This is a genomic window from Ancylobacter sp. GW821-FHT10E12, assembly GCF_058809335.1.
In genome coordinates this window covers 141,595-167,117 of sequence record NZ_JBXASN010000002.1, presented here as the reverse complement: position 1 = coordinate 167,117, position 25,523 = coordinate 141,595, and the positions used below count along the sequence as shown (strand labels likewise).

The window sequence follows — 25,523 nt, the reverse complement described above, 5'->3', positions numbered from 1 at the left end:
CGGTGAGGGGCGACACGATCGGGAAGCGTAGAGCCCCCTCGCCCCTCTCCCTCGGTCGCCTCAGGCCGCCAGCTTCAGGCCGGCCTTGGCCTCTGCATAGGCCCAGTCGAGCCAGGGCAGCAGCGCTTCGAGGTCGGCGGCCTCCACCGTCGCCCCGGCCCAGATGCGCAGGCCGGCCGGCGCGTCGCGATAGGCGCCGATGTCGTAGGCGACCTTGGCCTTTTCCAGCGCGCCGGCGATCGCCTTGGCGAAGGCGGCCTGGGCGTCGGCGGCGAGCGCCTTCACCTCGGGGTCGGCGACCACGAGGCAGACGCTGGTATTGGAGCGCGTCGCTTCGTCCCTGGCGAGGAAGTCGACCCACGGCGTGCGCGCCACCCAGTCGGCCAGCACCTTGAAATTGGCGTCGGAGCGGGCGCGCAGGCCCTCGCCGCCGCCAATCGTCTTCGCCCAGTTCAGCGCGTCGACATAGTCCTCGACGCAGAGCATGGACGGGGTGTTGATGGTCTCGCCCTCGAAGATGCCCTCGACGATCTTGCCGCCCTTGGTCATGCGGAAGATCTTCGGCAGCGGCCAGGCCGGGACATAGGTCTCCAGCCGCTCCACCGCGCGCGGCGACAGGATCAGCATGCCATGCGCCGCCTCGCCGCCCAGCACCTTCTGCCAGGAGAAGGTGACGACGTCGAGCTTGGCCCAGTCCAGATCCTGCGCGAAGGCCGCCGAGGTGGCGTCGCAGATGGTGAGGCCGGTGCGGTCGGTCCTGATCCAGTTGGCGTTCGGCACGCGGACGCCGGAGGTGGTGCCGTTCCAGGTGAAGACGACGTCGTGGTCGAAATTCACCTCGGCGAGGTTCGGCAGCTCGCCGTAGCCGGCCTTCAGCACGCGGGCGTCCTTCAGCTTCAGCTGCTTGACGACATCCGTCACCCAGCCCTCGCCGAAGCTCTCCCAGGTGAGCATGTCGACCGGACGGGCGCCGAGCAGCGACCACAGCGCCATCTCCACCGCGCCGGTGTCGGAGGCGGGGACGATGCCGATGCGGTAGTCGGCGGGAATGTCGAGAACCTCGCGGGTGAGGTCGATGGCGAGCTTCAGCTTCGCCTTGCCGACCTTGGCGCGGTGGGAGCGGCCGAGCGGCGCATCGCCCAGGGCTTCCAGCGTCCAGCCGGGACGCTTGGCACAGGGACCGGACGAGAAATTGGGATTGGCCGGCTTCGCCACCGGCAGAGCATTGGTCGTCATGTTAGCCATCCTCTCAGATGGGTGTCCCACGGTGGGGTGGGATAGCCCAGGCGGGGTTTAGCGGAACTTCCCGGCGCCCGCAAGCGTGGAACAGGGGCCTGATTCGGCGCCCCGGAGTTCCGCCACACCCCTGCCCGGACAAGCATTTCCGCCTGCCCATCGGATAGGCATGCCGGTTTTACAGGCGTCTTTTTCGTATCCGCGACAGTCTGTTCCGCAACGCAACGTGCAAAACCGGTACACATGACGCAACGCAATATGTATTCAAGCCCAAATTCGAACAAAAAACTGGATAAAAAGCCGGTTTCATAGTTAGATTTCTTCCCCCGTGGCTCACGGGGACAGCAATGCCGTGAGAGGGAACACATGAGCCAGCTTTCCAGGTTTTCGATGACAGATCTACGCATCTTGGTCGGCAGGATTATTTCCGCTGCCGCCGGAGAATTTGTTGCGAGCATGAAGATCGCCAGTCTTCGCTCGGATAACGACAATAGCGTGGGCGCGTATTCGAATTCCGGGAAGGGCGAACTGGCCAATTTTGGATGCGCTGGGGAGAAACACGTGAAAGCAAATGACCTCGTTGCCATGCGACTGAACTGGGGCCTCACCGAGGACTCCATGGCTCAGCGCCTTGGCCTGTGCCGGCGCGACTACATGATGCTCGAAATGGGCCAGCGCGCGCTAAGACGTTCGGACATACTCACGCTCGAATCGATCGGCATCGACCTTTGCATCCGTAACAAAGACATGTCGATGTTGATCCCGCATGTACGCCACACGCTCGATTACATGAAAGCAGGCGAAGAGAGCCTGAACGGCCAGGTCGTCCATGCCGAGGCGGCCGGCGGGCTCGCCTGGGCCACCGCGCAGAATAAATTTCAATAATCGAACCAAATCGAAAGTGTCATCCTGCATCACCCCGGCGCCGTCGCGGCGCCGGGGTTGCTTCGTCTGGCGACCGATTCGCCGGTCGGGCCGTAGCCCGGCACCGTTTCGCCGCCGCCCGCCCGGCGGGGCGCCAAATACCCATGCTGCACCGCAAAATCACCTGACGCGGCTCTCCCCGCCCGGCGTGCCGCCTTCGTCATCGGGGATGAACGCTCGACCGCCGCCGACGGGGCTTGTGGTCCACGGTGCCGAGCGGCACTCTGCGGCCAAGACAAACATGCCGTAAGGTAATCCAGGGGGACGCCGATGTTGAGGAAGCTGCTGGCCGGCGCCCGGCTCGCGTCCCCCGCCGCCACGGCCAACGCGCCGCCGGAACTGGTCGTCGACCTGTTCAGCCAGGACGACTATCGGGCCGCCACCCGGCGGCACGCGCCCTTCTTCACCGATCAGTTCGAGCGCCGGGCGGTGGATCACTGCCTGCGGAACGGCCTCTGCGTCGAGATCGCCGGCCGTTTCGAACCCGCCGATCTCTCGATCCTCGGCCCGGAGATGCGCGAGAACCTGCATGCCGGCGGCATGAGTTCCCGCCACCGGGCGGTGCTGTATCAGCTCGGCCTGCATCTGTTCGAGAAGGGCATCGACTACAACGCCGCCGCCATCTACGGCCACGAGGCGGTCACCAGCCTCGCTTTGGTGCTGCGCGGCCGGTTTCCCCGTTATCTCGGCTCCGAATACGGCCACACCGACGGCGTGCGCGCCGCCCTGTGGCCGATCCCGCATCAGGACGTCTGCGGCACGGATTTCCCCGCGGCGACATTCGACGTCGTCGTCTCCTGCGACGTGCTGGAACATGTGCCGGACATCGATGCCGCGCTGGCCGATTCCGCGCGCATCCTGCGCCCCGGCGGCAGGCTCATCGCCACCCTGCCGTTTTTCCACGACCGCGCCCGCGGCGAGCGCTTCGCCACGCTGACGCAGGGCGGCCTCATCCATCACCTGCCGCCGATCTATCACGGCAACCCGCTCGATGCGGATTGCGGCTCGCTGGTGTTCGAGATCCCCGGCTGGGACCTGCTCGAACGCGCCAGGGCGGCCGGCTTCGCGCAGGCCCGCATGCGTCTCGTCTGCAGCCCGAACCGCGGCATCGTCGCCTCGCACGAGGGTGATGCGAGCCGACCGCGCGGCGTGTTCGTGGCACTGTTCGATACGTGATCCGGCCGGCGGCGACCGTGATCGCCGTCGGCCCTGCGCGCGGCGTTCCGGCCTAGCTTCGCACCGCCCGGACGATGCCGATGAGGATGCAGGCGCCGACCACGCCGGCGACCAGGTAGCCGAGCCATCCGCCGAAGCTCACGCCGAGAAAGCCGAACAGGAAGCTCGCGATCGCGGCGCCGATGATGCCGAGAACGATGTTGAGCAGCATGCCGGTATCGGTCTTCATCACGCTGGAGGCGATCCAGCCGGCGAGCCCGCCGATGATGATGGCGGCGATCCACCCGATTTGTGCGTCTTCCATGTCGGTTCCCCGTGCCCTTGATGACGGCCCATTCGGCAAAGGCGGGTGCCTCTGCGAGACGAGCGGACCCAGCCGATCCAAGTCGGCGGCGCTACTTGCGCCGACGGTTCAACGCACCGATGCGCCCGGCGGTTCCGGCGATGGCCGCGCGTCGAGCCGATCCCGCTCAAGATCAATTGACCTCGCGCCCCACTTGCCGCCGATGCCGCGCTGCAGCATGGACATGAGGTCTTTCGGAAAAGCACGGAGTTTCCCATGCCTGCCCTTCTCGACGGCCCCACGCGCTACGGGCTTGTCAGCCGCGCGCTGCACTGGGGCATGGCCCTGCTCTTCGCCTGGCAGTTCGTCGGCATGGGGCTGCGCGCCATGCTCGGGCGCACGCCGCTGGTGAGCTTCTTCGTCGGCTCGCACACCGCCATCGGCTTCCTGCTGCTGGTGCTGGCGGCGCTGCGGCTGGTCTGGGCGCTCGCCAACCATGCGCACCGGCCGCCCTATGAGGCCGGCCTGCTCGGGCTGGCCGCCCGCCTCGGCCATCTCGCGCTCTACGGCTTCATGGTGGCGGTGCCGGCGCTGGCGCTCTTGCGCGCCTATGGTTCCGGCCGCGGCTTTTCGCCCTTCGGCATCGAGATATTCGCCGCCGGCGGCGAGCGGACCGACTGGATGATGGCGCCGGGGAACCTGCTGCACGGCGTGCTGGCCTGGGTGCTGCTGGCCGCCATTGCCGGCCATGTCGCCATGGTGCTGCTGCACCGGTTCGTCTGGCGCGACGGCGTCCTCTCGCGCATGGCGGGCCGGCCGGCGCCGGCCGCGTCGATGTACCGGCCGCAATCTCAGTCGATGAGGTAGCGCAGGCCGATGCGGATCTCCTGTGCCGCCTGGTCGGCATCGGCGAGCCCGCCGCCGAGCGACACGTTCTCGATGCCGAGATAGCGGTAGCCGATATCGAGCTGCCAGTTGGGCGCGAGGCCGATGGCGACGCCGCCCGTCACCCCCCAGGCGAGACCCCAGCCCGAGCCGAAGCCGGGCGCATCGAGATCGGCATAGGCGCCACCGATGCCGGCGCCGACATAGGGCGTGATCCCGCGCCAGGTGCCGAGATCGACATAGGCGTTGGCGAGCACCGTCGCCACGCTGTAGTCGCCGGCAATCCCGACGGCGGCGTAGTCCGCCCGCGTGCGGTAATCGGCGGTGATGTCGAGCCGCAGCCAGTCGTTGAAGCGCGCGCCGATGCCGATGCCGACCAGCCCCGCATCGCCAAGTCTCGCATCGCCGAGCGTCGCATCGGCCCCCGTGCCGTCGGGCGCGGCGCTCCCGTCCGGCGCCTCGTTGAGGACATAGCCGGCATCGGCGCGCAGATACCAGAAGCTCGCCTCCTCCACCTGCGGCGCCTTGGCGAGCAGGTCGTCGGCGGAGGCGTCCGGGCCGAGATCGGCGGCCATCGCCGCGCCGGCGAGCCATGGCAGCATGCCGAGGACCACCCCGAACGCCGCGAGGACCCGGATATAGGGCTCACGCCCGAAAGGCTCACGCCCACGCATATGGCTCGCTCCTCCGATCCGGCGCTGCCGCCGGAAAAGTCTTGTGGAGCGCAGTGTCGCCGCGATTGCTTAAGGGGCGATTAACCTTAACGAAGCGTTGCCGTGCAACGGGCCGGGAGGGCGGAGCGAGGCCCCGCCTCCCCTTCCCTCATCGCCGGCTCATCGCCCGCTCACCCCTGACGGGCGGCGCGGGCGGCGGATTCCAGATGCGGCGTCAGCGCCGGGTCGAGCCGGAGCGCCAGGGCCAGCCGGGCGAGGAAGGCCCGCTCCGCGGTGGAATCCGGGTCGATGGCGAGCAGCGCCGCCATATAGACCTCGGCGGCCTCCTCCTCGCTCGACACCGCGCGGGCGATGGTCTCCACCGTCGCCGGATTGGCGAGCTCGTCGGAAAGGAAGCGCTCCGCCTGTCCGAGATCGGCAACGCCGCTCTGGTTCAGCTTGCCGGCGATGGCGACGCGCTCGGCATCGTCGATATGGCCGTCGGACAGCGCCGCGGCGATCATGGTGCGCAGCAGCGTCAGCGGCAGCTGCGTCTCCTCCGCCTGGATGGGGTTGAACGGCGAATTCGGCGGCGGCAGCTGCGCCGGCGTCGGTACCGGATTGCGGCTGACATCGGCGCCGGTCTGCTGCGGTGCCTCGCCATTGCGGTAATTATTGTAGGCCTTGTAGGCGAGCGTGCCGACGAGGGCGAGGCCGCCCAGCGCCACCGCGTTGCCCGCCATCTTGCGCCCGCCCTTGGAGCCGAGCACCATCGAGACCAGCGCCCCGGCCGCCGCGCCGGAGGCGAGCGAGCCGCCATTGCCGGCGAGATAGTCCTTCGCCCGGCCCATCAGGTCGCCACCGCCGGAAGGCTGCCCCCCGGAAGGCTGGCCGCCGAAAGGCTGGCCGCCGGAAACCTGGCCGCCCAGCCGGCCCGCGAGGCCGCCGAGCAGCGCTTCGAGGGGATTGCCGCCGGCCGGCGCTCCCGTCTGCGCCGGCAGGCCGCCCTGGGTGCCCGCCTGCGACCCGAGGAACTGGTCGAGGAGCCGCTTGGCGTCGAAATTTCCGCTGTTGAACATGTTTCTTCCCGTTCTGATGCCGGCACCCGAGTTAAGCACCGATCATGGCTTCCGCAAGGAAAGCACCGGCGCCGGCGATCATCAGTCGGTGAGCCGCCGGGCGCGTCAGCGCATGACGCGCATCGCCCGCAGCACCCAGTAGACGGCGGCGCCGGTGAGCGCGGACAGCAGGATGGCGAGCCAGAAGCCGCCCACCGTCTGCGCGAAGGGCATGCCCGGCAGGTTCATGCCGAACAGGCCGGCGATCAGCGTCGGCGGCAGAAGGAAGGCGGTGAGGATCGACAGCGCGAACAGGTGCCGGTTGGTCTCGGCGCTCAGCTTGGCGGCGAGCTCGTCCTGCATCAGCCGCGCCCGCTCCTGGATGGCGGTCACTTCCTGGTCGAGCCCCTCGAGGCGCCGACCGAGCCGCGTCACCGCCTCCTCCAGCGGCACCGGCAGCGTGCCGCCGGCCGGGCTCGCCCAGCGGTGGAAGATCAGCCGCAGCGAGGCGAGCTGGCGATGCAGCCGCACCGCCGTGCGCCGCACCGGGCCGAGCCGGGCGCGCTCGCGGCCCGGCCGCTCCTCGATCAGCTCGTCCTCGATGGCGTCGAGCGCCTCGGTCAGCTCCGCCGCCACCTCCGCCACCGCCTCGGCGAAATGCTCGACGATCTGTTCGAGCAGCGCCACCGAATGCGCGAAGCGCCGCCCCTCGCCGATCGACTGCAGGGTACGGGCGATGGCGCCGAGCGCCTCGCGCCGGCCGCTCACCACGAGGTTGCGCGTCATGACGAAGCGCAGCCGGCCGAGCGCCCGCTCGGGGCCGGCGGAATCGCGCAGCAGGTCGGCGAAGACGCCGGCCACCGCGTCTTCCGCCGGCTCCAGCCGCAGATGGTCGTCGGAGGAGAGCAGCAGCGCCCGGCCGGCCGCCGGCAGCAGCGGGCAGGCATCGATCCAGCGTCGCGCTTCCGCGTCGGAAAGGTCGAAATGCAGCCACACCCATCCGCCCGGCTCGGCAAGAGCGGCGGGCATGTCGGTGCCGGACATCTCGGTGCCGGACATCTCGGTGCCGGAGATATCGGCATCGGCGAGGTCGGTCGCCGCCAACGCCGCCGCCTCGCCGGCGACGTCGAAACGATAGGCGAAGGTGAGGCCCGGAAGGGCGGAAGCCGACGACAGCGCCATGGTCGATCCACGCAGGAGCGCACCCCGCCCCGATGGCGCCGTCCGAGCAACCGGCGTGCCAGCGCGGGGCGGTCGCGCGGCCGCCTCGCGCTGGCACGCCGTCGTGTCATGGCGGCGTCGCATTTCTCATGTCGCATCCATTCAACGCTGGCGCCGAAACAATGCTCGCGCCGGCACGGCTCCGGGTCCAGCATGAGCCGAAGATCGCTCTCGTCCGGGCGGAGGCGCCGACATGCAGACATTCTCCGGCCAAAGGTTTTCGGGGTTCCAGCTCATCCGCCGGGCCTTCGGCGGCCACAAGGGCTGGCAGCCGCAATGGCGCACGCCCGAGCCCGAGGCCGAGTACGACGTGATCATCGTCGGCGCCGGCGGCCACGGGCTGGCCTGCGCCTATTATCTCGCCAAGGAGCACGGAATCGCCAATGTCGCGGTGATCGAGCGCGGCTGGCTCGGCGGCGGCAATACCGGGCGCAACACCACCATCGTGCGGTCGAACTACCTGTTCGACGAGAGCGCCGCGCTCTACGAGCACGCGGTGAAGCTGTGGGAGGGCCTGTCGCAGGACCTCAACTACAATGTCATGTATTCGGCCCGCGGCGTGCTGATGCTGGCGCACAACCATCACGACGTGCAGAGCTTCAAGCGCCACGTCCATTCCAACCGGCTCAACGGCGTCGACAATGAATGGCTGAGCGCCGAGGAGTGCAAGGCGTTCTGCCCGCCGCTCAACATCTCCTCGATGCGCTACCCGATCCTCGGCGGCGCCCTGCAGCGGCGCGGCGGTACGGCGCGGCATGACGCGGTGGCCTGGGGCTTCGCCCGCGCCGCGGATTCGCGCGGCGTCGACATCATCCAGAACTGCGAGGTGAAGGCGATCCGCCGCGGCCCCACCGGCGCGGTGGAAGGGGTGGAGACCTCGAAGGGCTTCATCCGCGCGAAGAAGATCGGCGTGTCGGCCGCCGGCCATACCAGCGTCGTCATGGCGATGGCCGGGGTGCGCATGCCGCTGGAGAGCTTCCCGCTGCAGGCGCTGGTGTCGGAGCCGGTCAAGCCGGCCTTCCCCACCGTGGTGATGAGCAACACCATCCACGCCTATATCTCTCAGTCGGACAAGGGCGAGATGGTCATCGGCGCCGGCACCGACGCCTACACCTCCTATTCGCAGCGCGGCGCGCTGCACATCACCACCCACACGCTCGACGCCATCTGCGAGCTGGTGCCGCAGTTCCGCCGGCTGCGCATGCTGCGCAACTGGGGCGGCATCGTCGACGTGACGCCGGACCGCTCGCCGATCATCGCGAAAACCCCGGTGCCCGGCCTCTACGTGAATTGCGGCTGGGGCACCGGCGGCTTCAAGGCGACGCCGGGCGCCGGCCACGTCTTCGCCCATACTATCGCCAGGGACGAGCCGCACCCGATCAACGCCCCCTTCACCATCGAGCGCTTCCGCGACGGCTTCCTCATCGACGAGGCGGCGGCGGCGGCGGTGGCGCATTGAGGAGGAAGGCGATGGAACGCTCTCACATGGGCATCCTTCTTCCCTTCCCGGAGGAACGTCATCCTGAGGTGCCCGGCGGCACGCCGGGCCTCGAAGGAGGCCGCCCCGGGCGCCCGCTTCGACGGCCCCCCGCCGTCGCGCATTGGGGGATCGGGTGATGGGGCGCTCTCACATGGGCATCCTTCGAGGCTCGCTGCGCTCGCACCTCAGGATGACGGACTTCTTTTCACCTCGGAGGAACGTCATCCCGAGGTGCTCGGCGGCATGCCGGACCTCCTTCTTCCCTTCTCGAAGGAACGTCATCCTGAGGTGCCCGGCGGCACGCCGGGCCTCGAAGGAGGCCGCCCCGGGCAACCCCTTCGACGTCGCGTCCCTCACCCTCCGCCTGCGCAAGGGCGACGCCGTGGAGCTGACATGCTGATCATCACCTGCCCCTGGTGCGGCGAGCGCCCCGAGATCGAGTTCAGCTATGGCGGCGAGGCGCATGTCGCCCGCCCGACCGACCCTTCGAAGCTGTCGGACCAGGAATGGGCGGACTTCCTCTACAACCGCACCAATCCCAAGGGCCGCCACGCCGAGCGCTGGCGCCACGCGCATGGCTGCGGCCGTTTCTTCAACGCGGTGCGCGACACGGTGAGCGACTTCTTCCTCGCCACCTACAAGCCCGGCGAGCCCCGCCCGGATGTCGAGGGGGATATGAAATGAGCGGAATGAATCGCCTTTCTGCTCCCTCTCCCCATCGGGGAGAGGGATGGGGTGATGGGTCTTCTTGGCTTCCCGATGTCCTCCCCCCTCACCCGGCGCTACGCGCCGACCTCTCCCCGCCAGGGAGAGGCAAGGAAGAGGCCTCCCGATGACCGGCTCCTTCCGCACCGCATCCGGCGGGCGCATCGACCGCGCCGCCCCGCTCGCCTTCCGCTTCGACGGCAAGACCTATTACGGCTTCCGGGGCGACACCCTCGCCTCGGCGCTGCTGGCCAACGGCGTGCATCTCCTCGGCCGTTCGTTCAAGTATCACCGCCCGCGCGGCCTCCTCTCGGCCGGCTCGGACGAACCCAACGCCCTGGTCGAGGTGAGGCGCGACGATGCCCGCGTCACCCCGAACCTGCGCGCCACCCAGGTCGAGCTCTATGAGGGGCTGGAGGCCAATAGCCAGAACCGCTGGCCCTCGCTCGGCCTCGACGCCGGGGCGATGAACGACCTGTTCTCGCCCTTCCTGCCGGCGGGCTTCTACTACAAGACCTTCATGTGGCCGGCCGGCGCCTGGAAGCGCCTCTACGAGCCGAAGATCCGCGCCATGGCGGGGCTCGGCAAGGCCCCGACCCTGCCGGACCCGGACCGCTACACCCAGCACTACGCCCATTGCGACGTGCTCGTCATCGGCGCCGGCCCGGCCGGCATCGCCGCGGCGCTCGCCGCGGCCGCCTCGGGCGCCCGCGTGATCCTCGTGGACGAGCAGGCCGAGCCAGGGGGCTCGCTGCTGGCCGCGCCAGAGGCGACGGTCGATGCGAAGCCGGCGCACGAATGGCTCGACGACGCATTGGCGGAGCTCGCGGCGGCCGGCGTCGTCCTCATGCCGCGCACCACCGCCTTCGGCTATTTCCCGCATAACATGATCGCGCTGGCCGAGCGCGTCACCGACCATCTCGCCACGCCCGGCCGCGACCAGCCGCGCGAGCGGCTGTGGCAGGTGCGGGCCAGGCAGGTCGTCATCGCCGCCGGCGCGCTGGAGCGCCCGCTGGTGTTCCCGGAGAACGACCGCCCCGGCGTGATGCTCGCCGATTCCGCCCGCACCTATCTCACCCGCTACGGCGTGAAGCCCGGCGAGCGCGCCATCATCTTCACCGCCGGCGACGGCGGCTACCGCGCCGCGCTCGACCTCGCGGGCGCCGGCGTCGCGATTGCCGCCATCGCCGATCTGCGCCCGACGCTGGCCGGCGACTGGCCGGCCCGCGCGCTGGCCGCCGGCATCGACGTGCGCCCCTCCACCGTCGTCACCGGCACCTCGGGCCGGCTGCGGGTGAGCGCCGCCCGCCTCGCCAAGCGCGACGGCGACAGGGTCGGCGCCTCCGAGCGGCTCGCCTGCGACGCCGTGCTGATGTCCGGCGGCCTCACCCCCTCGGTGCACCTGTTCTCGCAGTCGCGCGGCAAGCTCGCCTGGGACGAGACGCTCGGTGCCTACCTGCCCGGCACCTCGGTGGAGAACGAGCGTTCCGCCGGCGCCTGCCGCGGCATGTACGGCCTTGCCACCGCGCTCGCCGACGGCTACCGCGCCGGAGAAGAGGCCGCCAAGGCGGCGGGCCGGAGCGCGCCGCGCAGCCGCGCCTTCGGCGTGCAGGCGCGCGAGACCGGCAGCCACGGCTTCATCGGCGCGGTGCCGCACGGGCGCAACCCGGCCTTCGCCAAGGCCTTCGTCGACTGGCAGAACGACGTCACCGCCAAGGATATCGCGCTCGCCACCCGCGAGGGCTTCCGCTCCATCGAGCATGTGAAGCGCTACACCACCACCGGCATGGCGACCGACCAGGGCAAGACCTCGAACATGAACGCGCTCGGCATCGTCTCCGCCGCGCTCGGCGAGGCGGTGCCGAAGATCGGCCTCACCACCTTCCGCCCGCCCTATACGCCCACGACCTTCGGCATCTTCGCCGGCGCCGCCCGCGGCGACCTGTTCGATCCCGTCCGTGTCACCCCGATCCATGGCTGGGCCGAAGCCAACGGCGCCGCCTTCGAGCCGGTGTCGCTGTGGAAGCGCGCGCATTACTTCCCGCTGAAGGGCGAGGACATGCACGCCGCCGTCGCCCGCGAGTGCCGGGCGGTGCGCTCGGGCGTCGGCATGTTCGACGCCTCGACGCTGGGCAAGATCGAGATCGTCGGCCCCGACGCCGCCGAGTTCATGAACCGCATGTACACCAATGCCTGGACCAAGCTGGAGCCCGGCCGGCTGCGCTACGGCCTGATGCTGCGCGAGGACGGCTTCGTCATGGATGACGGCGTCATCGGCCGCATGGCGCCGGACCGCTTCCACGTCACCACCACCACCGGCGGCGCCGCCCGCGTGCTCGCGATGATGGAGGACTACCTCCAGACCGAGTGGCCCGAGCTCGACGTCTGGCTGACCTCCATCACCGAGCAATGGGCGGTCATCGCCGTGCAGGGGCCGAAATCGCGCGAGGTGCTGGCCCCGCTCGTCGAGGGCATCGACCTGTCCAAGGCGGCGATGCCGCATATGAGCGTGCGCGAGGGCCGCATAGCCGGCGTGCCGACCCGGCTGTTCAGCGTCTCCTTCACCGGCGAGCTCGGCTTCGAGGTCAACGTCCCCGCCGGCCATGGCCGCGCGGTGTGGGAGGCGATCCATGCCGCCGGCCAAAGCCACGGCATCACCCCCTACGGCACCGAGACCATGCATGTGCTGCGCGCCGAGAAGGGCTACATCATCGTCGGCCAGGAGACCGACGGCACCGCGGCGCCGGACGATGTCGGCCTCGGCTGGGCCATCGGCAAGGCGAAGAAGGACTTCGTCGGCAAGCGCTCGCTGAACCGCCCGGCCTTCTACATGCCGGACCGCAAGCAGCTGGTCGGCCTGCTGACCCGAGACCCCAGGATCGTGCTGGAGGAAGGCGCGCAGATCGTCGCCGACGCGAAGGCGCCGCTGCCGGTGCCGATGCTCGGCCATGTCACGTCGTCCTATGCCAGCGCCACGCTTGGCCGTTCCATCGCGTTGGCCATGGTCAAGGGCGGGCGGGCGCGGATCGGGAAGACCCTGTTCGTGCCGATGCCGCGCGGCGCCATCGAGGTCGAGGTGGTCACCCCTTCCTTCTACGACGCGGAAGGAGCCCGCGTCGATGCCTGACCTCATCTCGCCGCTCGACACGCTGGCCGCCACCGCACCCGACATCGCCGCCGCCCGGCTCAGCGTCATCGCCCCGGCGACGCTGCTGTCCTTCCGCGGCCGCGAGGCGGCGATCGGCCCGGCCGGCCGCGCCTTCGGCGTCACCCTGCCGCGCGAGGCCTGCCGCTTCCGCCACGAGGGACCGCGCCTTGCCGCCTGGCTCGGCCCGGACGAATGGCTGCTCATCGCCGAGGACGTCGACCCGGCGGCGCTGATGGGCGAGCTGGAAGCCGCGCTGTCCGGCCTGCCGCATGCGCTGGTCGACATCTCCGCCCGCTCGCTCGGCATCGCGCTGGAAGGCCCGCGCGCCGCCTATGTGCTGAACCAGGGCTGCCCGCTCGACTTCGACGAGGCGGCGTTCCCGGTCGGCATGGCGACCCGCACCGTGTTCGCCAAGGCCGAGATCGTGCTGATGCGCGAGGCGCCCGAGCGCTTCCGCCTCGACGTCTGGCGCTCCTTCGCGCCCTATCTCTGGGGCCTGCTGGAGGAGGCGCGGCGGGAGTTTGCCTGAGGCGGATTGCGATACCGGCGCCTCGCCGCCGCCTTCCTGCCGCCGCCCGCCGCCACACGCCCTCCGCGAAACCTGCTATCCTCGCCCGCGAACAGCGAGCGCGGACGGCATGAGCGAGCATCCACACCCTCCCCCGGCACACCCGCCCCCGCTACGAGCCCCCGCCCCGCCCGTGCTCAATGTCGGCTTCATCCTCACCGACAACTTCACCCTGTCGGCATTCTCGCTGCTGGTCGATCATCTGCGCCTCGCCGCCGATGACGGCGACCGCTCGCGCCCGATCCTCGCCCGCTGGCGCATCATGGCGGCGAAATCCGAGCCGATCCGCGCCAGCTGCGGCGTCACCGTCGCCCCGGCCGGCCCGTTCGTCGATCCGGCGCAGTTCAGCTATATCGTGGTGGTCGGCGGGCTGCTGCACACCGGCGCCCAGCTCGACGACGAGGCGGTCGCCTATCTCAAGCGCGCCGCCCGCGCCGGCGTGTCGCTGGTCGGGGTGTGCACCGGCTCCTTCGTGCTCGCCCGCGCCGGGCTGATGACCGGGCGGCGCTGCTGCGTCTCCTGGTACCATTACCAGGACTTCCTCGACGAGTTCCCGCACCATATCCCGGTCGCCGACCGGCTCTATGTCATCGACGGCGACCGCATCACCTGCGCCGGCGGCGGCGGCACCGCCGATCTCGCCACCGCGCTGGTGGAGAAGCATCTCGGCCGCTCGGTGGCGCAGAAGAGCCGGCACGTGCTGCTGCTCGACCGCGCCCGGCCGGGCACGCAGGCGCAGCCGCATCCGCCCATCGCCGATCTCGTCGCCGACGACCGCGTGCGCCGCGCCCTGCTGCTGATGGAGCAGAACATGGCCGACCCGGTCCCCATCGCCGATATCGCCCGCCGGCTGCATCTCTCCACCCGCCAGTTGGAGCGGCTGTTCCACACGGTGATGGGCCGCCGCCCGGCGGAGTTCTACCGCCTGCTGCGCCTGCGCTATGCCCGCTTCCTGCTGGACACGACGGGGCGCAGCATCACCGAGATCGCACTCGAATCCGGCTTTTCCGACTGCGCGCATTTCTCCCGCCAGTTCAAGGCGCTGCACGGATTCACCCCGTCCGACGCCCGCGCCGGCGGCCCGGTGCCCGGCGCCGAAGGCGGCGTGGCCGGCCTCGCCGGCCAGAGCCTCGCCGCCCAGCGGCTGTTCGACTAGGATGGGCCTCGTTGAGCAGGAGAGGCCCGTGAACACTTCCGACCGGACGCCCGCCCCGATCCGCATCGGCATCGGCGGCTGGACCTTCGAGCCCTGGCGCGGCAGCTTCTATCCCGAGGGGCTCGCCCAGAAGCGCGAGCTGGAATATGCCTCGGCCAGGCTCACCGCCATCGAGGTCAACGGCACCTATTACGGCTCGCAGAAGCCGGAAAGCTTCGCCCGCTGGCACGACGAGACGCCGGACGGCTTCGTCTTCGCGCTGAAGGGCCCCCGCTTCGCCACCAACCGCCGGGTGCTCGGCGAGGCCGGCGGCTCGATCGAGAAATTCGTCTCCAGCGGCATCACCGAGCTGAAGGACAAGCTCGGGCCGATCAACTGGCAGTTCATGGCCACCAAGAAATTCGATCCCGACGACTTCGAGGCGTTCCTGAAGCTGCTGCCCGCCTCGGTCGACGGCCGCGCGCTGCGCCATGTCGTCGAGGTGCGCCACCCGAGCTTCGCGCATGCGGATTTCGTGGCGCTGGCCCGCGCGCACGGCGTCGGCATCGTGATCGCCGGCGACAGCGAGCACCCGCAGATCGCCGACCTCACCGCCCCCTTCGTCTATGCCCGCATCATGGGCACCGTCGAGGATCACCCCCGAGGCTATGCCGAGGCCGAGCTCGACACATGGGCCGGGCGCGCCCGCCACTGGGCGGCCGGGCGCACGCCGCCGGACCTCGCGCCCAGGCTGCTCGCCGCGCCGGCGAAAGAGACGCCGCGCGAGGTGTTCCTGTTCGTCATCAGCGGCTTCAAGGAGCGCAATCCGCATGCCGCCATGGCGCTGATCGAGCGGCTGTGACCGCCGGCGCGCTCAGCGCAGGGTCAGGCGCACATAGTCGCCGGTGACCTCGACCTGCGAAGAGCCGGCCGGCTCGTTGGGCCGCAAGCTGTCCACCAGCGCCGCCTTCGCCTCCACCCGGTAGCCGACGCTCGCCGCCGCGCTCAGGTTCAGCGCCGCGTCGAGCGAACCCGCACGCAGCGTCACGCTTTTCGGATCCGGCCCGTCCTCGATGTCGAGCCGCGCCCGCAGCGCCGTGCCCTGCAGGGCGGCGCGCTCGACGCTGCCGGTCAGCACGACGTCGCCGGCGCGGGTCTCGACGGCGAGCGCGCCGTAACGCCCGGCGAGCCGCGCGTCCACCGCGTCGAGCGCCACATGCACATTGACGCCGGGGCGCAGGGCGGCGCGCAGTTCCACCGTGCAGTCGGAGGCCTCGAACAGCGGCGGGCCCGCCACCGCGACATGCAGCACCGCGCCCTCCACCCACATGCGGCTGGCGGTGCGGCAATCATTGGCGAACCAGCTCGAATACCAGCGCGAGAACCAGCCGGAGCGCCGCGCTACCAGCCGCGCCTCCGCCGGCCCGCCGGCGCTGGTCGTCAGCTGCAGCGAGGCGGCGTCGCCGGCGATCTCCACCCGCTCGACGCCGGACAGGTCGAGCCGCGCCTCCTGCGCGCGGGCCGGCGGGGCGGCGATCAGCAGCAGGGCGATGGCAAGGGCATGGCGATGCATGGCGGTGATCCCTATCGGGTTGCGATGCCGCACCCTGTCCCGGCGCGGCAGGCGGCGGCGACCTCGAACGCGATCGAGGTCGACCTCGCGCGCGATTCGGGCCACAAGCGCCCCGCCACACGCGCCACCTCATCCCTCTCCGGCTCCGCCCATGATCTTCGTCCCGCTCCCCTTCGTCGTGTCGCTCATGCTGGTGCTGCTGGCGATCCGCCTCGTCCGGCGCGAGGAGGAGGCCGGCCGGCATCACGCGCTGTTCCTCGCCCTCATCCTCGCCTATGCGCTGCAATCGGTGCTGATCGGCCTGCGCTGGGGCTATGATGTGCGCGCCGTGCTGCCGGTGCAGGCGGTGCTGGCGAGCTTCATCGCCCCGCTCGCCTATGTCGCCTTCCGCAGCCTCGCCGGCGCGGAGGGCGAGAAGCCCGCCGCGGCATGGCCGCATCTCGCCGCGCCGCCGCTGCTGGTCGCCTTCCTGTTCGTCGAGCAGCCCTCGCCGGTCGGCCCGGTCATCGTCGCGCTGTTCCTGTCGTATGGCGCGGCGCTGCTATGGCTGGCCCGGCTCGGGCCGGACGGGCTGGTGGCCTCCCGGCTCGACGGCGCGGTGCGCTCCTATCGCGCCCTGCTGGTCACTGCCGTCGCGCTGATCGGCTCGGCGCTCACCGACGTCTTCATCAATCTCGACCTCGAATGGACCGGCGGCCTTCATGCGGCGGCGATCATCGCCATGGCCAACGTGCTGGCGCTGCTGCTGCTCGGCGCGGCGGCCGCCGCCGCCGATTCCGGCGCCGGTAGCGTCCCGCCCGCCGACGGCCCGCTGCCCGCCGGCGCGGCATCCGCGCACGACCATGCCCTCGACGCGGCGGAAGACGCCGCCATCTGCGCCGCCGCCGACGCGCTGATGCGCGACGGAAGGCTCTATGCCGATGTCGATCTCAATCTCGGCCGCCTCGCCCGCCGGCTCGGCCGACCGACGCGCCGGGTGTCGCAGGCGATCAACCGCGTGCACGCGGTCAGCGTCTCGCACTACGTCAACGGCCATCGCGTCGCCGAGGCGCAGCGGCTGCTCGCGACCACCGACCAGCCGGTGACGCGGATCCTGTTCGAGGCCGGCTTCCTCACCAAGTCGAACTTCAACCGCGAATTCCGCCGCGTCGCCGGCATGAGCCCGTCCGAGTGGCGGGCGGCCGCCTCGATGGCCACCGCGTCCGGTCAGCCGCGATAGGCCACCAGCATCGCCCCGCCGGCGATCAGCGCGACGCCGAGCCAGTTCGGCCCGCTCAGCTTCTCGCCGAGAAAGGCGACGCCGAACACCGCCACCAGCACCACGCTCAGCTTGTCGACCGGCGCCACCCGCGCCGCGTCGCCCACCTTCAGCGCCCGGAAATAGCACACCCAGGACAGGCCGGTCGCCAGCCCGGACAGCACCAGGAACACCCCGGTGCGCGGCGACAGGCTGCCGAGCGCCTGCCAGCCGCCGGTGGCGGTGAGAATGGCGCTGATCGCCGCCAGGATCACCAGCGTGCGGATGAAGGTGGCGAAATCGGCGCCGACATTCTCCACCCCGATCTTGCCGAAAATCGCGGTCACCGCCGCAAATCCCGCCGACAGCACCGCCCAGAACGCCCAGGACCCGGCCAGGGTTTCCATCATCGGCTTCATGCACCCCTCTCCCTCGCGCGGCCCCGAAGGCCGATATCAATGCCTGTCCCGGCGCCTTGCCCGGTATGGCGGCACCGAATGTCGTATTCGTGAAAATCGACGTCGCAAATATGAAAGTCGACAACCTGCCTTGGATCGAACATTTCCAATCAGCGGCGCCGGGCCGCGTGCGGGAGTGATTGCGATGCTCGATTCCACCGATACGCCGCTGAAAACCCTGCTGCGCCGCCGCAAGCCCGGCTACAGCCTGGAGGCCCCCTTCTATACCAGCCCGGAGATCTTCCAGGCCGATCTCGACATTATTTTCGCCCGCCACTGGATCTTCGTCGGCGTCGAGCCGGACATTGCCGAGCCCGGCGACGCGATGACCTTCGACATCGGCCGCTATGCGATCTTCGTCGTGCGCGACGACGACGGCGAGGTGCGCGCCTATCACAATGTCTGCCGCCACCGCGGCGCGCGGCTGCTGCACGACTACAAGACCACGGTCGGCAACCTCGTCTGCCGCTACCATTCCTGGACCTACGGCCTCGACGGCAAGCTCCTGTTCGCCGAGCACATGGGCGGGGATTTCGATCCCGGCTGCCATGGGCTGAAGCCGGTGCATGTGCGCTCGCTGGAAGGGCTGATCTTCGTCTGCCTGTCCGACGATCCCCCGGCGGATTTCGACGTGATGGCGGCGAAGATGGCGCCCTATCTCGCCCCGCACGACCTGAGGAACGCCAAGGTCGCCTTCGAGAAGGACATCATCGAGCCGGGCAACTGGAAGCTCACCATGGAGAACAACCGCGAGTGCTACCACTGCGCGGGCAACCATCCCGAGCTCACCGTGCCGCTTTTCGCCTATGGCTTCGGCTTCGCGCCGGAGGAGCTCGACGAGTTCGGCCGCAAGGAGGCCGAGGACTATGCCAGGCTGATCGCCTCCTCGCATCGCGAATGGGAGAGCTGCGGCTTCCCCTCGCAGATGATGGAGCATCTCGACGACATGATCACCGGCTTCCGCACCGAGCGCCTGCCGCTGGCCGGCGACGGCGAGAGCCATACCGGCGACACCAGGGCCGCGTGCAGGAAGCTGCTGGGCAAGATCAACGACCCCAGGCACGGCGCGCTGCATTTCTGGACCCAGCCGAACTCGTGGCACCATTTCATGTCCGACCACGCGGTGGTGTTCTCGGTGCTGCCGCTCGACGCCGAGCGCTCGCTGCTGCGCACCAAATGGCTGGTGCACAAGGACGCGGTCGAGGGCGTCGACTACGACATCGAGAACCTCACCACGGTGTGGGACGCGACCAACGACCAGGATTCGACCCTGGTCGGCTATTGCCAGTCCGGCGCCGCCAGCCCGGCCTACGAGCCCGGCCCCTATTCCCCGCATACCGAGATGCTCGTGGACAAGTTCTGCAACTGGTATATCGGCCGCATGTCCGACCATGTCGGGCGGTGAGGCGGGCGCTCGCCGGAGCGTCTTCTTTCCCTCCCCGCTGGGGACGGAACGCCTCCTTCCCTCCCCGCTGGGGAGCGGAGCGCCTCCTTCCTCCCCGCTGGGGAACGGAACGCCTCCTTTCCCTCTCCCCGTCGGGGAGAGGTGGCCCGCGTAGCGGGTCGGTGAGGGGCCGCGACATCGGGGGCAGCCTCGCGCTGTGTCCCCTCACCCCAACCCTCTCCCCATCGGGGAGAGGGAGCAGCGCCCTCCAGATCCGAAGCCCTGCCATGATCCGAAGCCCTGCCATGAACCGAGTCCTGCCATGAGCATCGCGCCTTCCGCCGCCGCGCCCGACCCCGCCGCCGCGCGGATCGCCGCCGGCCTGCCGGACTGGAACCCGGAGGCCGACGACGCGCTGGTCGTGCGCGCCGTGCGCGACGAGACGGCGGACGTGAAGACCTTCGTCCTCGCCCCGCGCAGCCCCTGCATCTTCCGCTACGCGCCCGGCCAGTTCCTCACGCTGGAGCTCGAGATCGGCGGGCAGACGATCAACCGCTGCTACACCATCGCCTCCGCCCCCACCCGCCCGCATACGATGGCGATCACGGTGAAGCGGGTGCCGGGCGGGCCGGTGTCGAATTTCCTGCATGACCATGTGAAGGTCGGCTCGGTGATCCGCGCCGTCGGGCCGATGGGCGATTTCTCCTGCTTCCTGCAGGGCAACCCCGGCCAGAATCCCGGCACCGCGCCGAAATACCTGTTCCTCTCCGGCGGCAGCGGCATCACCCCGCTCATGTCGATGGCGCGCAGCTTCCACGACCTCGCCGAGCCGCGCGACCTCGTCTTCGTCCACGCCGCCCGCTCGCCGGTGGACATCATCTTCCGCGCCGAGCTGGAACTGATGGCCCGCAACCAGCCCTCCCACTTCCGCTTCGCCCCGGTCTGCGAGGCGGATGCCCCGCTCGTCCCGTGGCACGGGCTGCGCGGCCGGCTGGCCCTCGCCATGCTGGAGCAGATCGCGCCGGATTTCCGCGCGCGGGACATCTTCGTCTGCGGCCCCTCGCCCTTCATGGCGGCGGTGCGGGACATGCTGAAGGGTGCCGGCTTCGACATGGGCCGCCACCACGAGGAAAGCTTCGACTTCGCCGAGCTGGCGGCCGCCGAGCCGGAGGTCGCCGCCGAGGTGCTGGAGGCCGAGGCAGCAGCGGAGGCGTCGCCGCAGGTCGCGACCTACCGCATCTCCTTCGCCAGGCAGAACCGCAGCATCGAATGCCGCTCCGACATGTTCGTGCTGGATGCCGCCCGCCGCGCCGGTATCCGACTGCCTTCCTCCTGTTCGAAGGGGCTGTGCGGCACCTGCAAGTCGAAGCTCATCGAGGGCAGTGTCGACATGAAGCACGGCGGCGGCATCCGCCAGCGCGAAATCGACGCCGGCATGGCGCTGCTGTGCTGCTCGAAACCGACCTCGGACCTGGTGATCGACCGCTGACCGGCCTCACCGGGCAAGGCGACGATCAGACCGGCGAGATCGGGCCGCAAATCGGGCTCCGATCGGGCTCATCGTACACCGCACCATACTGACCCTACACCTCACCGCATCAGGCCGGTGACCATGTCGACGCCCTGCCTCAGCGTATCGGTGGCCGAGATGGCGACCGAGAGCGTCGCCGCCTTGGCGCGATCGAACATCGCCCCGCCGTCGAGCCAATTCGGCAGCGAGATCATGGAGTTATCCTCCTGCACCGACGCGAGGGCCACGGGCGCCGCAGCGGCCGGCGCCGTCGCGGTGGCGGCGAGGATCAGCGGATCGCGGCTGTCGCAATTGCCGATGCACTGGTCGAAGCGCTCGACCCCGCCCGGCAGCGGCGCGGCAGCCATGCGCGAAGTGGCATCAACCTTCTGATTCAGAACGACTTTTTCGATTTTCGGCGGCGTGTAGACCGAGCCCGGCTCGATGGCGCGGACATAGGTCGGCGCGAGATGGCCGGCACGGTGGGGCGGCGCAGGTTCCACCGCCGGCGGCTCGACGATCTGCGCCACCGGCTGCACCGCCGCCTCGGGAACCTCCGGCGAGGTGAAAGGCTGCATCAGGGTGGCGCTGCCGGCCGTGACGGCGAGCGCGAATCCGAACGGCAGCGCCGCGCGGCGGATCCAGGTCGGAAAACCATTGATAGACAGTGACATAGCGACATCCCGTTCGACGATGGGTCCCCTGCCTTCCTATAGGGCGCAGCCGCCGCGACATTTTTGCGGCGGCTTTCTTGCTTCCCTATGTCGAGGAATGGGAATTTTGACAGCAGCGCCCGCTACCGCCGCGCAGGAAACACGCGAATGCCCTCGCCCTTCGACCTCGCCAGCGTCGCCTCGGTCGGCTTCCTCACGCTGCCGAACCATTCCATGGTGGCGACCGTCAATGCGCTGGAAGCGCTGCGCATGGCGAATTATGTTTCCAATTCAAATACTTATTCCTGGCAGGTCCTGAAGCCCGACGCGGCGGCGGTGGAAGCCAGCAACGGCTTGCAGCTCGCCCCGGCACGGCCGCTCGCCGAGGCGGCACCGCTCGACCTGCTGCTGGTCTGCGGCGGCATCGACATCCGCCACGCCGCCTCCCATGCCGTCGCCGACACGCTGCGCCGGCTGGCGCGGCGCGGCACGGCGCTGGGGGCGCTGTGCACCGGCAGCTTCGTGCTCGCCGAAGCCGGGCTGCTGGACTACCGCCGCTGCGCCATCCACTGGGAGAATCTCTCTGCGATTCGCGAGGAATTCCAGCATGTTGACTTCATCGAAGCGCCTTTCGTCATCGACGGCGACCGCCTCACCTGCACCGGCGGCGTGGCGCCGATGCACATGATGCTGGCGCTGATCGCCGCCCGCGGCGGCCGCGATCTCGCCGACCGCGTGGCCGAGCAGTTCATCCTGGAGCCGGGCGCGCGGACGCGCACGCGCCCCTCCGCCCGTCCGCGCCCGGCGCTGCCGGACCCGACGCTCGCCCGCGCCGTCCGCCTCATGCAGGCGACGCTGGAGGAACCGCCCGGCATCGCCGCCATCGCCCGGCATGTCGAGGCCTCCCCGCGGCAGCTGGAGCGGTTGTTCCGCCAGCATCTCGGCGCCACCCCGACCGCCTATCACCTCGGCTTGCGCCTTGATCGCGCTCGCGAATTGCTGCGCCTGTCGACCCGGCCCGTCACCGATGTCGGCCTTGCCTGCGGCTTCCGCTCGGCGGCGCATTTCTCCACCGCCTATGCCCGCCGTTTCGGCCGGCCGCCGCGAGCCGAGCGGACCGGCGAATGACACCGCCGCAATGCCTATGGCGCCGCAACAGCAAAGGGATTAAGTGCGGTGAAAGACGGATGAATTTCCACCGGCGTTTTCGATATCCATGGACGCGGCCCGACCGCGCTGATCGCTGATGACCGCGCCCGACACGCCAACGGACCAGCCCCGGCTGGCCCATCGCTATTCGCATTTCGCCGCCGGCATGCTTGCCTCCGAGCGCACGCCGCTCGCCGACGCCCGGCTCGGCCTCGCCATGACCTTCGTCGCCGGCGCCACCAATGCCGGCGGCCTGCTCGCGGTCGGGCAATATACCTCGCACATGTCCGGCATCATCTCGGCGATGGCCGACAATGCCGTGGTCGGCGCCTCCGGCCTCGTCATCGCCGGCGTCGGCGCGCTCGGGCCGTTCCTGCTCGGCGCCGCCACCTCGGCGGTGCTGGTGAACTGGGCGCGGCTGCACCATGCCGGGCGCGAATACGCCATCCCACTGACTCTGGAGGCTTTTCTGCTGCTCGCCTTCGGTGCGCTGGGCGTTTTCGCCCATCATTCCTCGGTGGCGCTCATCACCGCCGTGGCGGTGCTTTGCTTCATCATGGGGCTGCAGAACGCCACGGTGACCAAATTGTCCGGCGCGAAGGTCCGCACCACCCATATGACCGGCGTCGTCACCGATCTCGGCATCGAGCTCGGCAAGCTGTTCTACATGAACCATAATCGTCGCCGCCGATCCGGCGTGCCGCTGATCTATGCCGACCGCGTGAAGCTGAAGCTGCTCACCCTGTTCGTGCTGATGTTCTTCGCCGGCGGCATCACCGGCGCGCTGGGCTTCAAATATATCGGCTTCATCTTCTGCGTGCCGCTGGCGATCGTCATCCTGCTGCTCGCCGGCCCCTCGGTCTTTCTGCGCCTCGTTCGCTGAAACGCCCCCGTCGCAACGCTTCCGGCGGCATGGCGAAAATCTTCTGTCGGACATAGGCGAATGCGACCTATCGTGGCACGATCCGTCGCGATGGACCCGTGCCGAGGAGCGCGCGCCGCCACATGATCCCGCATGCCGAGGCCCTGCTCAAACCCTTGACCATCAAGGGGCTGACCATCCGAAACCGGGTGATGTCGACCTCGCACGCCCCCGGCTATGGCAAGGACGGCAAGCCGCAGGAGCGCTACCAGCTCTATCACGCCGAAAAGGCCAGGGGCGGCATCGGGCTCACCATGTTCGGCGGCTCCTCCTCGGTGGCGCTCGACAGCCCGGCGGCGCCCTGGGCGCAGATCTCCGTCGCCGATGACAGCGTCATCCCCTATTTCCAGCAATTCGCCGAGCGCGTGCACGCCCACGGCGCCAAGCTGATGATCCAGCTCACCCATATGGGCCGCCGCACCAAATGGGATACCGAGAACTGGCTGCCGACCATCTCCTCCTCCGCCCGGCGCGAGCCCGCCTCGCGCACCATTCCGCGGGCGATGGACAAGAACGACATTCGCCGCGTGGTACGCGCCTTTGCCGAGGCTGCGCGACGCTGCAGGGACGGCGGGCTCGACGGCTGCGAGGTCTCCGCCGCCCACGGCCATCTCATCGACCAGTTCTGGAGCCCTTCCGTGAACCACCGCACGGATGAGTATGGCGGCAGCCTCGACAACCGCATGCGCTTCGGGCGCGAGGTGCTGGAGGCGATGCGCGAGGCGACCGGCGACGACTATGTCATCGGCATCCGCATGTCCGGCGACGAGATGATCGCCGACGGGCTCAGCCAGGAGGATTGCCTTGCCATCGCAGCTACTTATGCGAGGGACGGCCTCGTCGATTTCATCAACGTGATGGGCGGCCAGGCACGGGACGAGATGTCCCATGCGATCTCGCTCCCCAACATGTCCTTCCCGGTGGCGCCGTTCCTGTTCCTGCCCAGCGCCATCAAGCGCGAGGTCGACGTGCCCATCTTCCACGCCCAGCGCGTCACCGATCTGGCGACCGGCGCCCGCGCCGTGGCGGAAGGCCATGTCGACATGGTGGCGATGACGCGCGCCCACATCGCCGACCCGCATCTGATGCGCAAGCTGATCGAGGGGCGCGACGACGACATCCGCCAATGCGTCGGCGCCGGCTATTGCATCGACCGCATCTATGTCGGCGGCGACGCCCTGTGCATCCAGAACGCGGCGACCGGGCGCGAGGCCACCATGCCGCATGTGATCGCCCGCGGCGCCGCCAGCCGCAAGGTGGTGGTGGTCGGCGCCGGTCCGGCGGGGCTGGAAGCCGCGCGGGTGAGCGCCGAGCGCGGCCACCACGTGGTGCTGTTCGAGAAGGACGAAAAGCCCGGCGGCCAGATCAACATCGCCGCCCGGGCCACCTGGCGCGAGGCATTGTCCGGCATCCCTCGCTGGCTTTATGCGCAGGTGCAGAAGAACGGCGTCGACATCCGCCTCGGCACCGAGGCCGACGAGGCCAAGGTACTGGCCGAGCAGCCGGATATCGTCATTCTCGCCACCGGCGGCCGGCCGCATACCGGCTTTGCCAAGGGCGCCGAGCGCGCGGTCACCACCTGGGACGTGCTGTCCGGCCGCGTCGAGCCCTCGGGCAGCGTGCTGCTGTTCGACGAGATTGGCGGCCACAATGCCGCCTCCACCGCCGAGGTGCTGGCGCGCAAGGGCTGCCTCGTCGAAATGGTGACGCATGACCGCATGGTGGCGCAGGAGGTCGGCACCACCAACCAGCCCATCCATCTGCGCGAGCTCTACAAAGCCGGCGTCATCTTCACGCCGAACATGGAGCTGATCGAGATCTATCCCGAAGGCAACCGCCTCGTCGCCGCCCTACGCAACACCATGACCGAGGCAGAGGAGGAGCGCGTCGTCGACCACGTCGTCGTCGATTACGGCACCCTGCCGGTCGAAGGCCTGTTCGAGGCGCTGCGGGCGGGTTCGGTGAATGACGGCGAGACCGATCTCGAGGCGCTGGTCGCCGGCCGGCCGCAGCGCTGGACCGGCCAGCCCGGCTACGCGCTCTATCGCATCGGCGACGCCTGGACCGGCCGCAACATCCATGCGGCGATCTACGACGCGCTGCGCCTGTGCAAGGACCTTTGACCACGCCATATGATTGCCGATGGCGACGCGACCCGCATCCGA

General features: G+C 69.6%; 23 protein-coding genes. 15 read left to right on the top strand and 8 right to left on the bottom strand.

Going from position 1 to position 25,523, the window contains the following annotated elements:
• Positions 1-60: 60 nt before the first annotated feature.
• Positions 61-1,236 carry a phosphoserine transaminase gene (locus AC1RU4_RS03155; protein ID WP_492889557.1) on the bottom strand — a complete coding sequence of 392 codons (1,176 nt, stop codon included), beginning with the start codon at positions 1,234-1,236 and terminating at the stop codon, positions 61-63.
• 366 nt (positions 1,237-1,602) lie between these two features.
• On the opposite strand from AC1RU4_RS03155, the gene AC1RU4_RS03150 reads away from it, so the two are divergent.
• Positions 1,603-2,121 carry a hypothetical protein gene (locus AC1RU4_RS03150; protein ID WP_492889556.1) on the top strand — a complete coding sequence of 173 codons (519 nt, stop codon included), beginning with the start codon at positions 1,603-1,605 and terminating at the stop codon, positions 2,119-2,121.
• Between the two features lie 309 nt (positions 2,122-2,430).
• Entirely contained in the window at positions 2,431-3,336 is a 906-nt protein-coding gene (locus AC1RU4_RS03145) for a methyltransferase domain-containing protein (RefSeq protein WP_492889555.1), read from the top strand.
• Between the two features lie 52 nt (positions 3,337-3,388).
• Here the strand turns inward: AC1RU4_RS03145 and AC1RU4_RS03140 are convergent, their stop codons facing one another.
• Complete coding sequence (locus tag AC1RU4_RS03140; protein WP_492889554.1) at positions 3,389-3,640, bottom strand: GlsB/YeaQ/YmgE family stress response membrane protein; 252 nt, start codon at positions 3,638-3,640, stop codon at positions 3,389-3,391.
• Between the two features lie 255 nt (positions 3,641-3,895).
• Between AC1RU4_RS03140 and AC1RU4_RS03135 the strand changes: the two genes are divergently transcribed.
• A complete protein-coding gene (locus tag AC1RU4_RS03135) occupies positions 3,896-4,486 on the top strand; it encodes a cytochrome b (RefSeq protein ID WP_492889553.1) in 591 nt (196 codons plus the stop codon).
• Here the strand turns inward: AC1RU4_RS03135 and AC1RU4_RS03130 are convergent.
• The 3 genes from AC1RU4_RS03130 to AC1RU4_RS03120 all read right to left on the bottom strand — a co-directional run bounded on the left by AC1RU4_RS03130 (position 4,471) and on the right by AC1RU4_RS03120 (position 7,397).
• A complete protein-coding gene (locus AC1RU4_RS03130; protein ID WP_492889552.1) occupies positions 4,471-5,178 on the bottom strand; it encodes an outer membrane protein in 708 nt (235 codons plus the stop codon). The two genes, AC1RU4_RS03135 and AC1RU4_RS03130, sit on opposite strands and share 16 nt — an antisense overlap.
• 170 nt (positions 5,179-5,348) lie before the next feature.
• Entirely contained in the window at positions 5,349-6,236 is an 888-nt protein-coding gene (locus AC1RU4_RS03125) for a tellurite resistance TerB family protein (RefSeq protein WP_492889551.1), read from the bottom strand.
• A gap of 105 nt (positions 6,237-6,341) precedes the next feature.
• Positions 6,342-7,397, bottom strand: coding sequence for a CorA family divalent cation transporter (locus AC1RU4_RS03120; RefSeq protein WP_492889550.1), 1,056 nt, complete (start codon positions 7,395-7,397; stop codon positions 6,342-6,344).
• Between the two features lie 232 nt (positions 7,398-7,629).
• Here AC1RU4_RS03120 and AC1RU4_RS03115 point away from each other — a divergent pair, with 232 nt between their 5' ends.
• The 6 genes from AC1RU4_RS03115 to AC1RU4_RS03090 all read left to right on the top strand — a co-directional run bounded on the left by AC1RU4_RS03115 (position 7,630) and on the right by AC1RU4_RS03090 (position 15,334).
• Positions 7,630-8,895, top strand: coding sequence for a sarcosine oxidase subunit beta family protein (locus AC1RU4_RS03115; RefSeq protein WP_492889549.1), 1,266 nt, complete (start codon positions 7,630-7,632; stop codon positions 8,893-8,895).
• 414 nt (positions 8,896-9,309) lie between these two features.
• Positions 9,310-9,600: a sarcosine oxidase subunit delta gene (locus tag AC1RU4_RS03110; protein WP_492889548.1), complete on the top strand. Its 291-nt coding sequence runs from the start codon at positions 9,310-9,312 to the stop codon at positions 9,598-9,600.
• 148 nt (positions 9,601-9,748) lie between these two features.
• Positions 9,749-12,748 (top strand): sarcosine oxidase subunit alpha family protein, encoded by a 3,000-nt coding sequence (locus AC1RU4_RS03105; protein WP_492889547.1) that lies wholly within the window; start codon positions 9,749-9,751, stop codon positions 12,746-12,748.
• Positions 12,741-13,298 carry a sarcosine oxidase subunit gamma gene (locus AC1RU4_RS03100; protein WP_492889546.1) on the top strand — a complete coding sequence of 186 codons (558 nt, stop codon included), beginning with the start codon at positions 12,741-12,743 and terminating at the stop codon, positions 13,296-13,298. Before AC1RU4_RS03105 ends, AC1RU4_RS03100 begins: the two co-directional genes overlap by 8 nt.
• Before the next feature lie 109 nt (positions 13,299-13,407).
• Positions 13,408-14,493 (top strand): GlxA family transcriptional regulator, encoded by a 1,086-nt coding sequence (locus AC1RU4_RS03095; RefSeq protein ID WP_492889545.1) that lies wholly within the window; start codon positions 13,408-13,410, stop codon positions 14,491-14,493.
• Positions 14,494-14,521: 28 nt separating this feature from the next.
• Positions 14,522-15,334 carry a DUF72 domain-containing protein gene (locus tag AC1RU4_RS03090; protein ID WP_492889544.1) on the top strand — a complete coding sequence of 271 codons (813 nt, stop codon included), beginning with the start codon at positions 14,522-14,524 and terminating at the stop codon, positions 15,332-15,334.
• Between the two features lie 12 nt (positions 15,335-15,346).
• Here AC1RU4_RS03090 and AC1RU4_RS03085 read toward each other — a convergent pair whose 3' ends face one another.
• Positions 15,347-16,045 (bottom strand): hypothetical protein, encoded by a 699-nt coding sequence (locus AC1RU4_RS03085; protein ID WP_492889543.1) that lies wholly within the window; start codon positions 16,043-16,045, stop codon positions 15,347-15,349.
• A 151-nt stretch (positions 16,046-16,196) separates the two neighbouring features.
• On the opposite strand from AC1RU4_RS03085, the gene AC1RU4_RS03080 reads away from it, so the two are divergent.
• Positions 16,197-17,264 carry an AraC family transcriptional regulator gene (locus tag AC1RU4_RS03080; RefSeq protein WP_492889542.1) on the top strand — a complete coding sequence of 356 codons (1,068 nt, stop codon included), beginning with the start codon at positions 16,197-16,199 and terminating at the stop codon, positions 17,262-17,264.
• Here AC1RU4_RS03080 and AC1RU4_RS03075 read toward each other — a convergent pair.
• Positions 17,252-17,689, bottom strand: coding sequence for an EamA family transporter (locus AC1RU4_RS03075; RefSeq protein ID WP_492889767.1), 438 nt, complete (start codon positions 17,687-17,689; stop codon positions 17,252-17,254). The two genes, AC1RU4_RS03080 and AC1RU4_RS03075, sit on opposite strands and share 13 nt — an antisense overlap.
• Positions 17,690-17,885: 196 nt before the next feature.
• On the opposite strand from AC1RU4_RS03075, the gene AC1RU4_RS03070 reads away from it, so the two are divergent.
• Positions 17,886-19,145, top strand: a complete 1,260-nt coding sequence (locus tag AC1RU4_RS03070; protein ID WP_492889541.1) for an aromatic ring-hydroxylating oxygenase subunit alpha — start codon at positions 17,886-17,888, stop codon at positions 19,143-19,145.
• A 301-nt stretch (positions 19,146-19,446) separates the two neighbouring features.
• Complete coding sequence (locus AC1RU4_RS03065; protein WP_492889540.1) at positions 19,447-20,613, top strand: FAD-binding oxidoreductase; 1,167 nt, start codon at positions 19,447-19,449, stop codon at positions 20,611-20,613.
• A gap of 101 nt (positions 20,614-20,714) precedes the next feature.
• Here AC1RU4_RS03065 and AC1RU4_RS03060 read toward each other — a convergent pair whose 3' ends face one another.
• Positions 20,715-21,308, bottom strand: coding sequence for a hypothetical protein (locus AC1RU4_RS03060; protein WP_492889539.1), 594 nt, complete (start codon positions 21,306-21,308; stop codon positions 20,715-20,717).
• 147 nt (positions 21,309-21,455) lie between these two features.
• Here AC1RU4_RS03060 and AC1RU4_RS03055 point away from each other — a divergent pair, with 147 nt between their 5' ends.
• The 3 genes from AC1RU4_RS03055 to AC1RU4_RS03045 all read left to right on the top strand — a co-directional run bounded on the left by AC1RU4_RS03055 (position 21,456) and on the right by AC1RU4_RS03045 (position 25,481).
• Entirely contained in the window at positions 21,456-22,415 is a 960-nt protein-coding gene (locus tag AC1RU4_RS03055; RefSeq protein ID WP_492889538.1) for a GlxA family transcriptional regulator, read from the top strand.
• Positions 22,416-22,533: 118 nt separating this feature from the next.
• The gene (locus AC1RU4_RS03050) at positions 22,534-23,319 is read left to right on the top strand and encodes a YoaK family protein (protein ID WP_492889537.1); all 786 of its coding nucleotides are present in this window, start codon (positions 22,534-22,536) and stop codon (positions 23,317-23,319) included.
• A gap of 122 nt (positions 23,320-23,441) precedes the next feature.
• On the top strand, positions 23,442-25,481 hold the full coding sequence (locus tag AC1RU4_RS03045) for an oxidoreductase (RefSeq protein WP_492889536.1): 2,040 nt from the start codon (positions 23,442-23,444) through the stop codon (positions 25,479-25,481).
• Positions 25,482-25,523 lie beyond the last annotated feature (42 nt).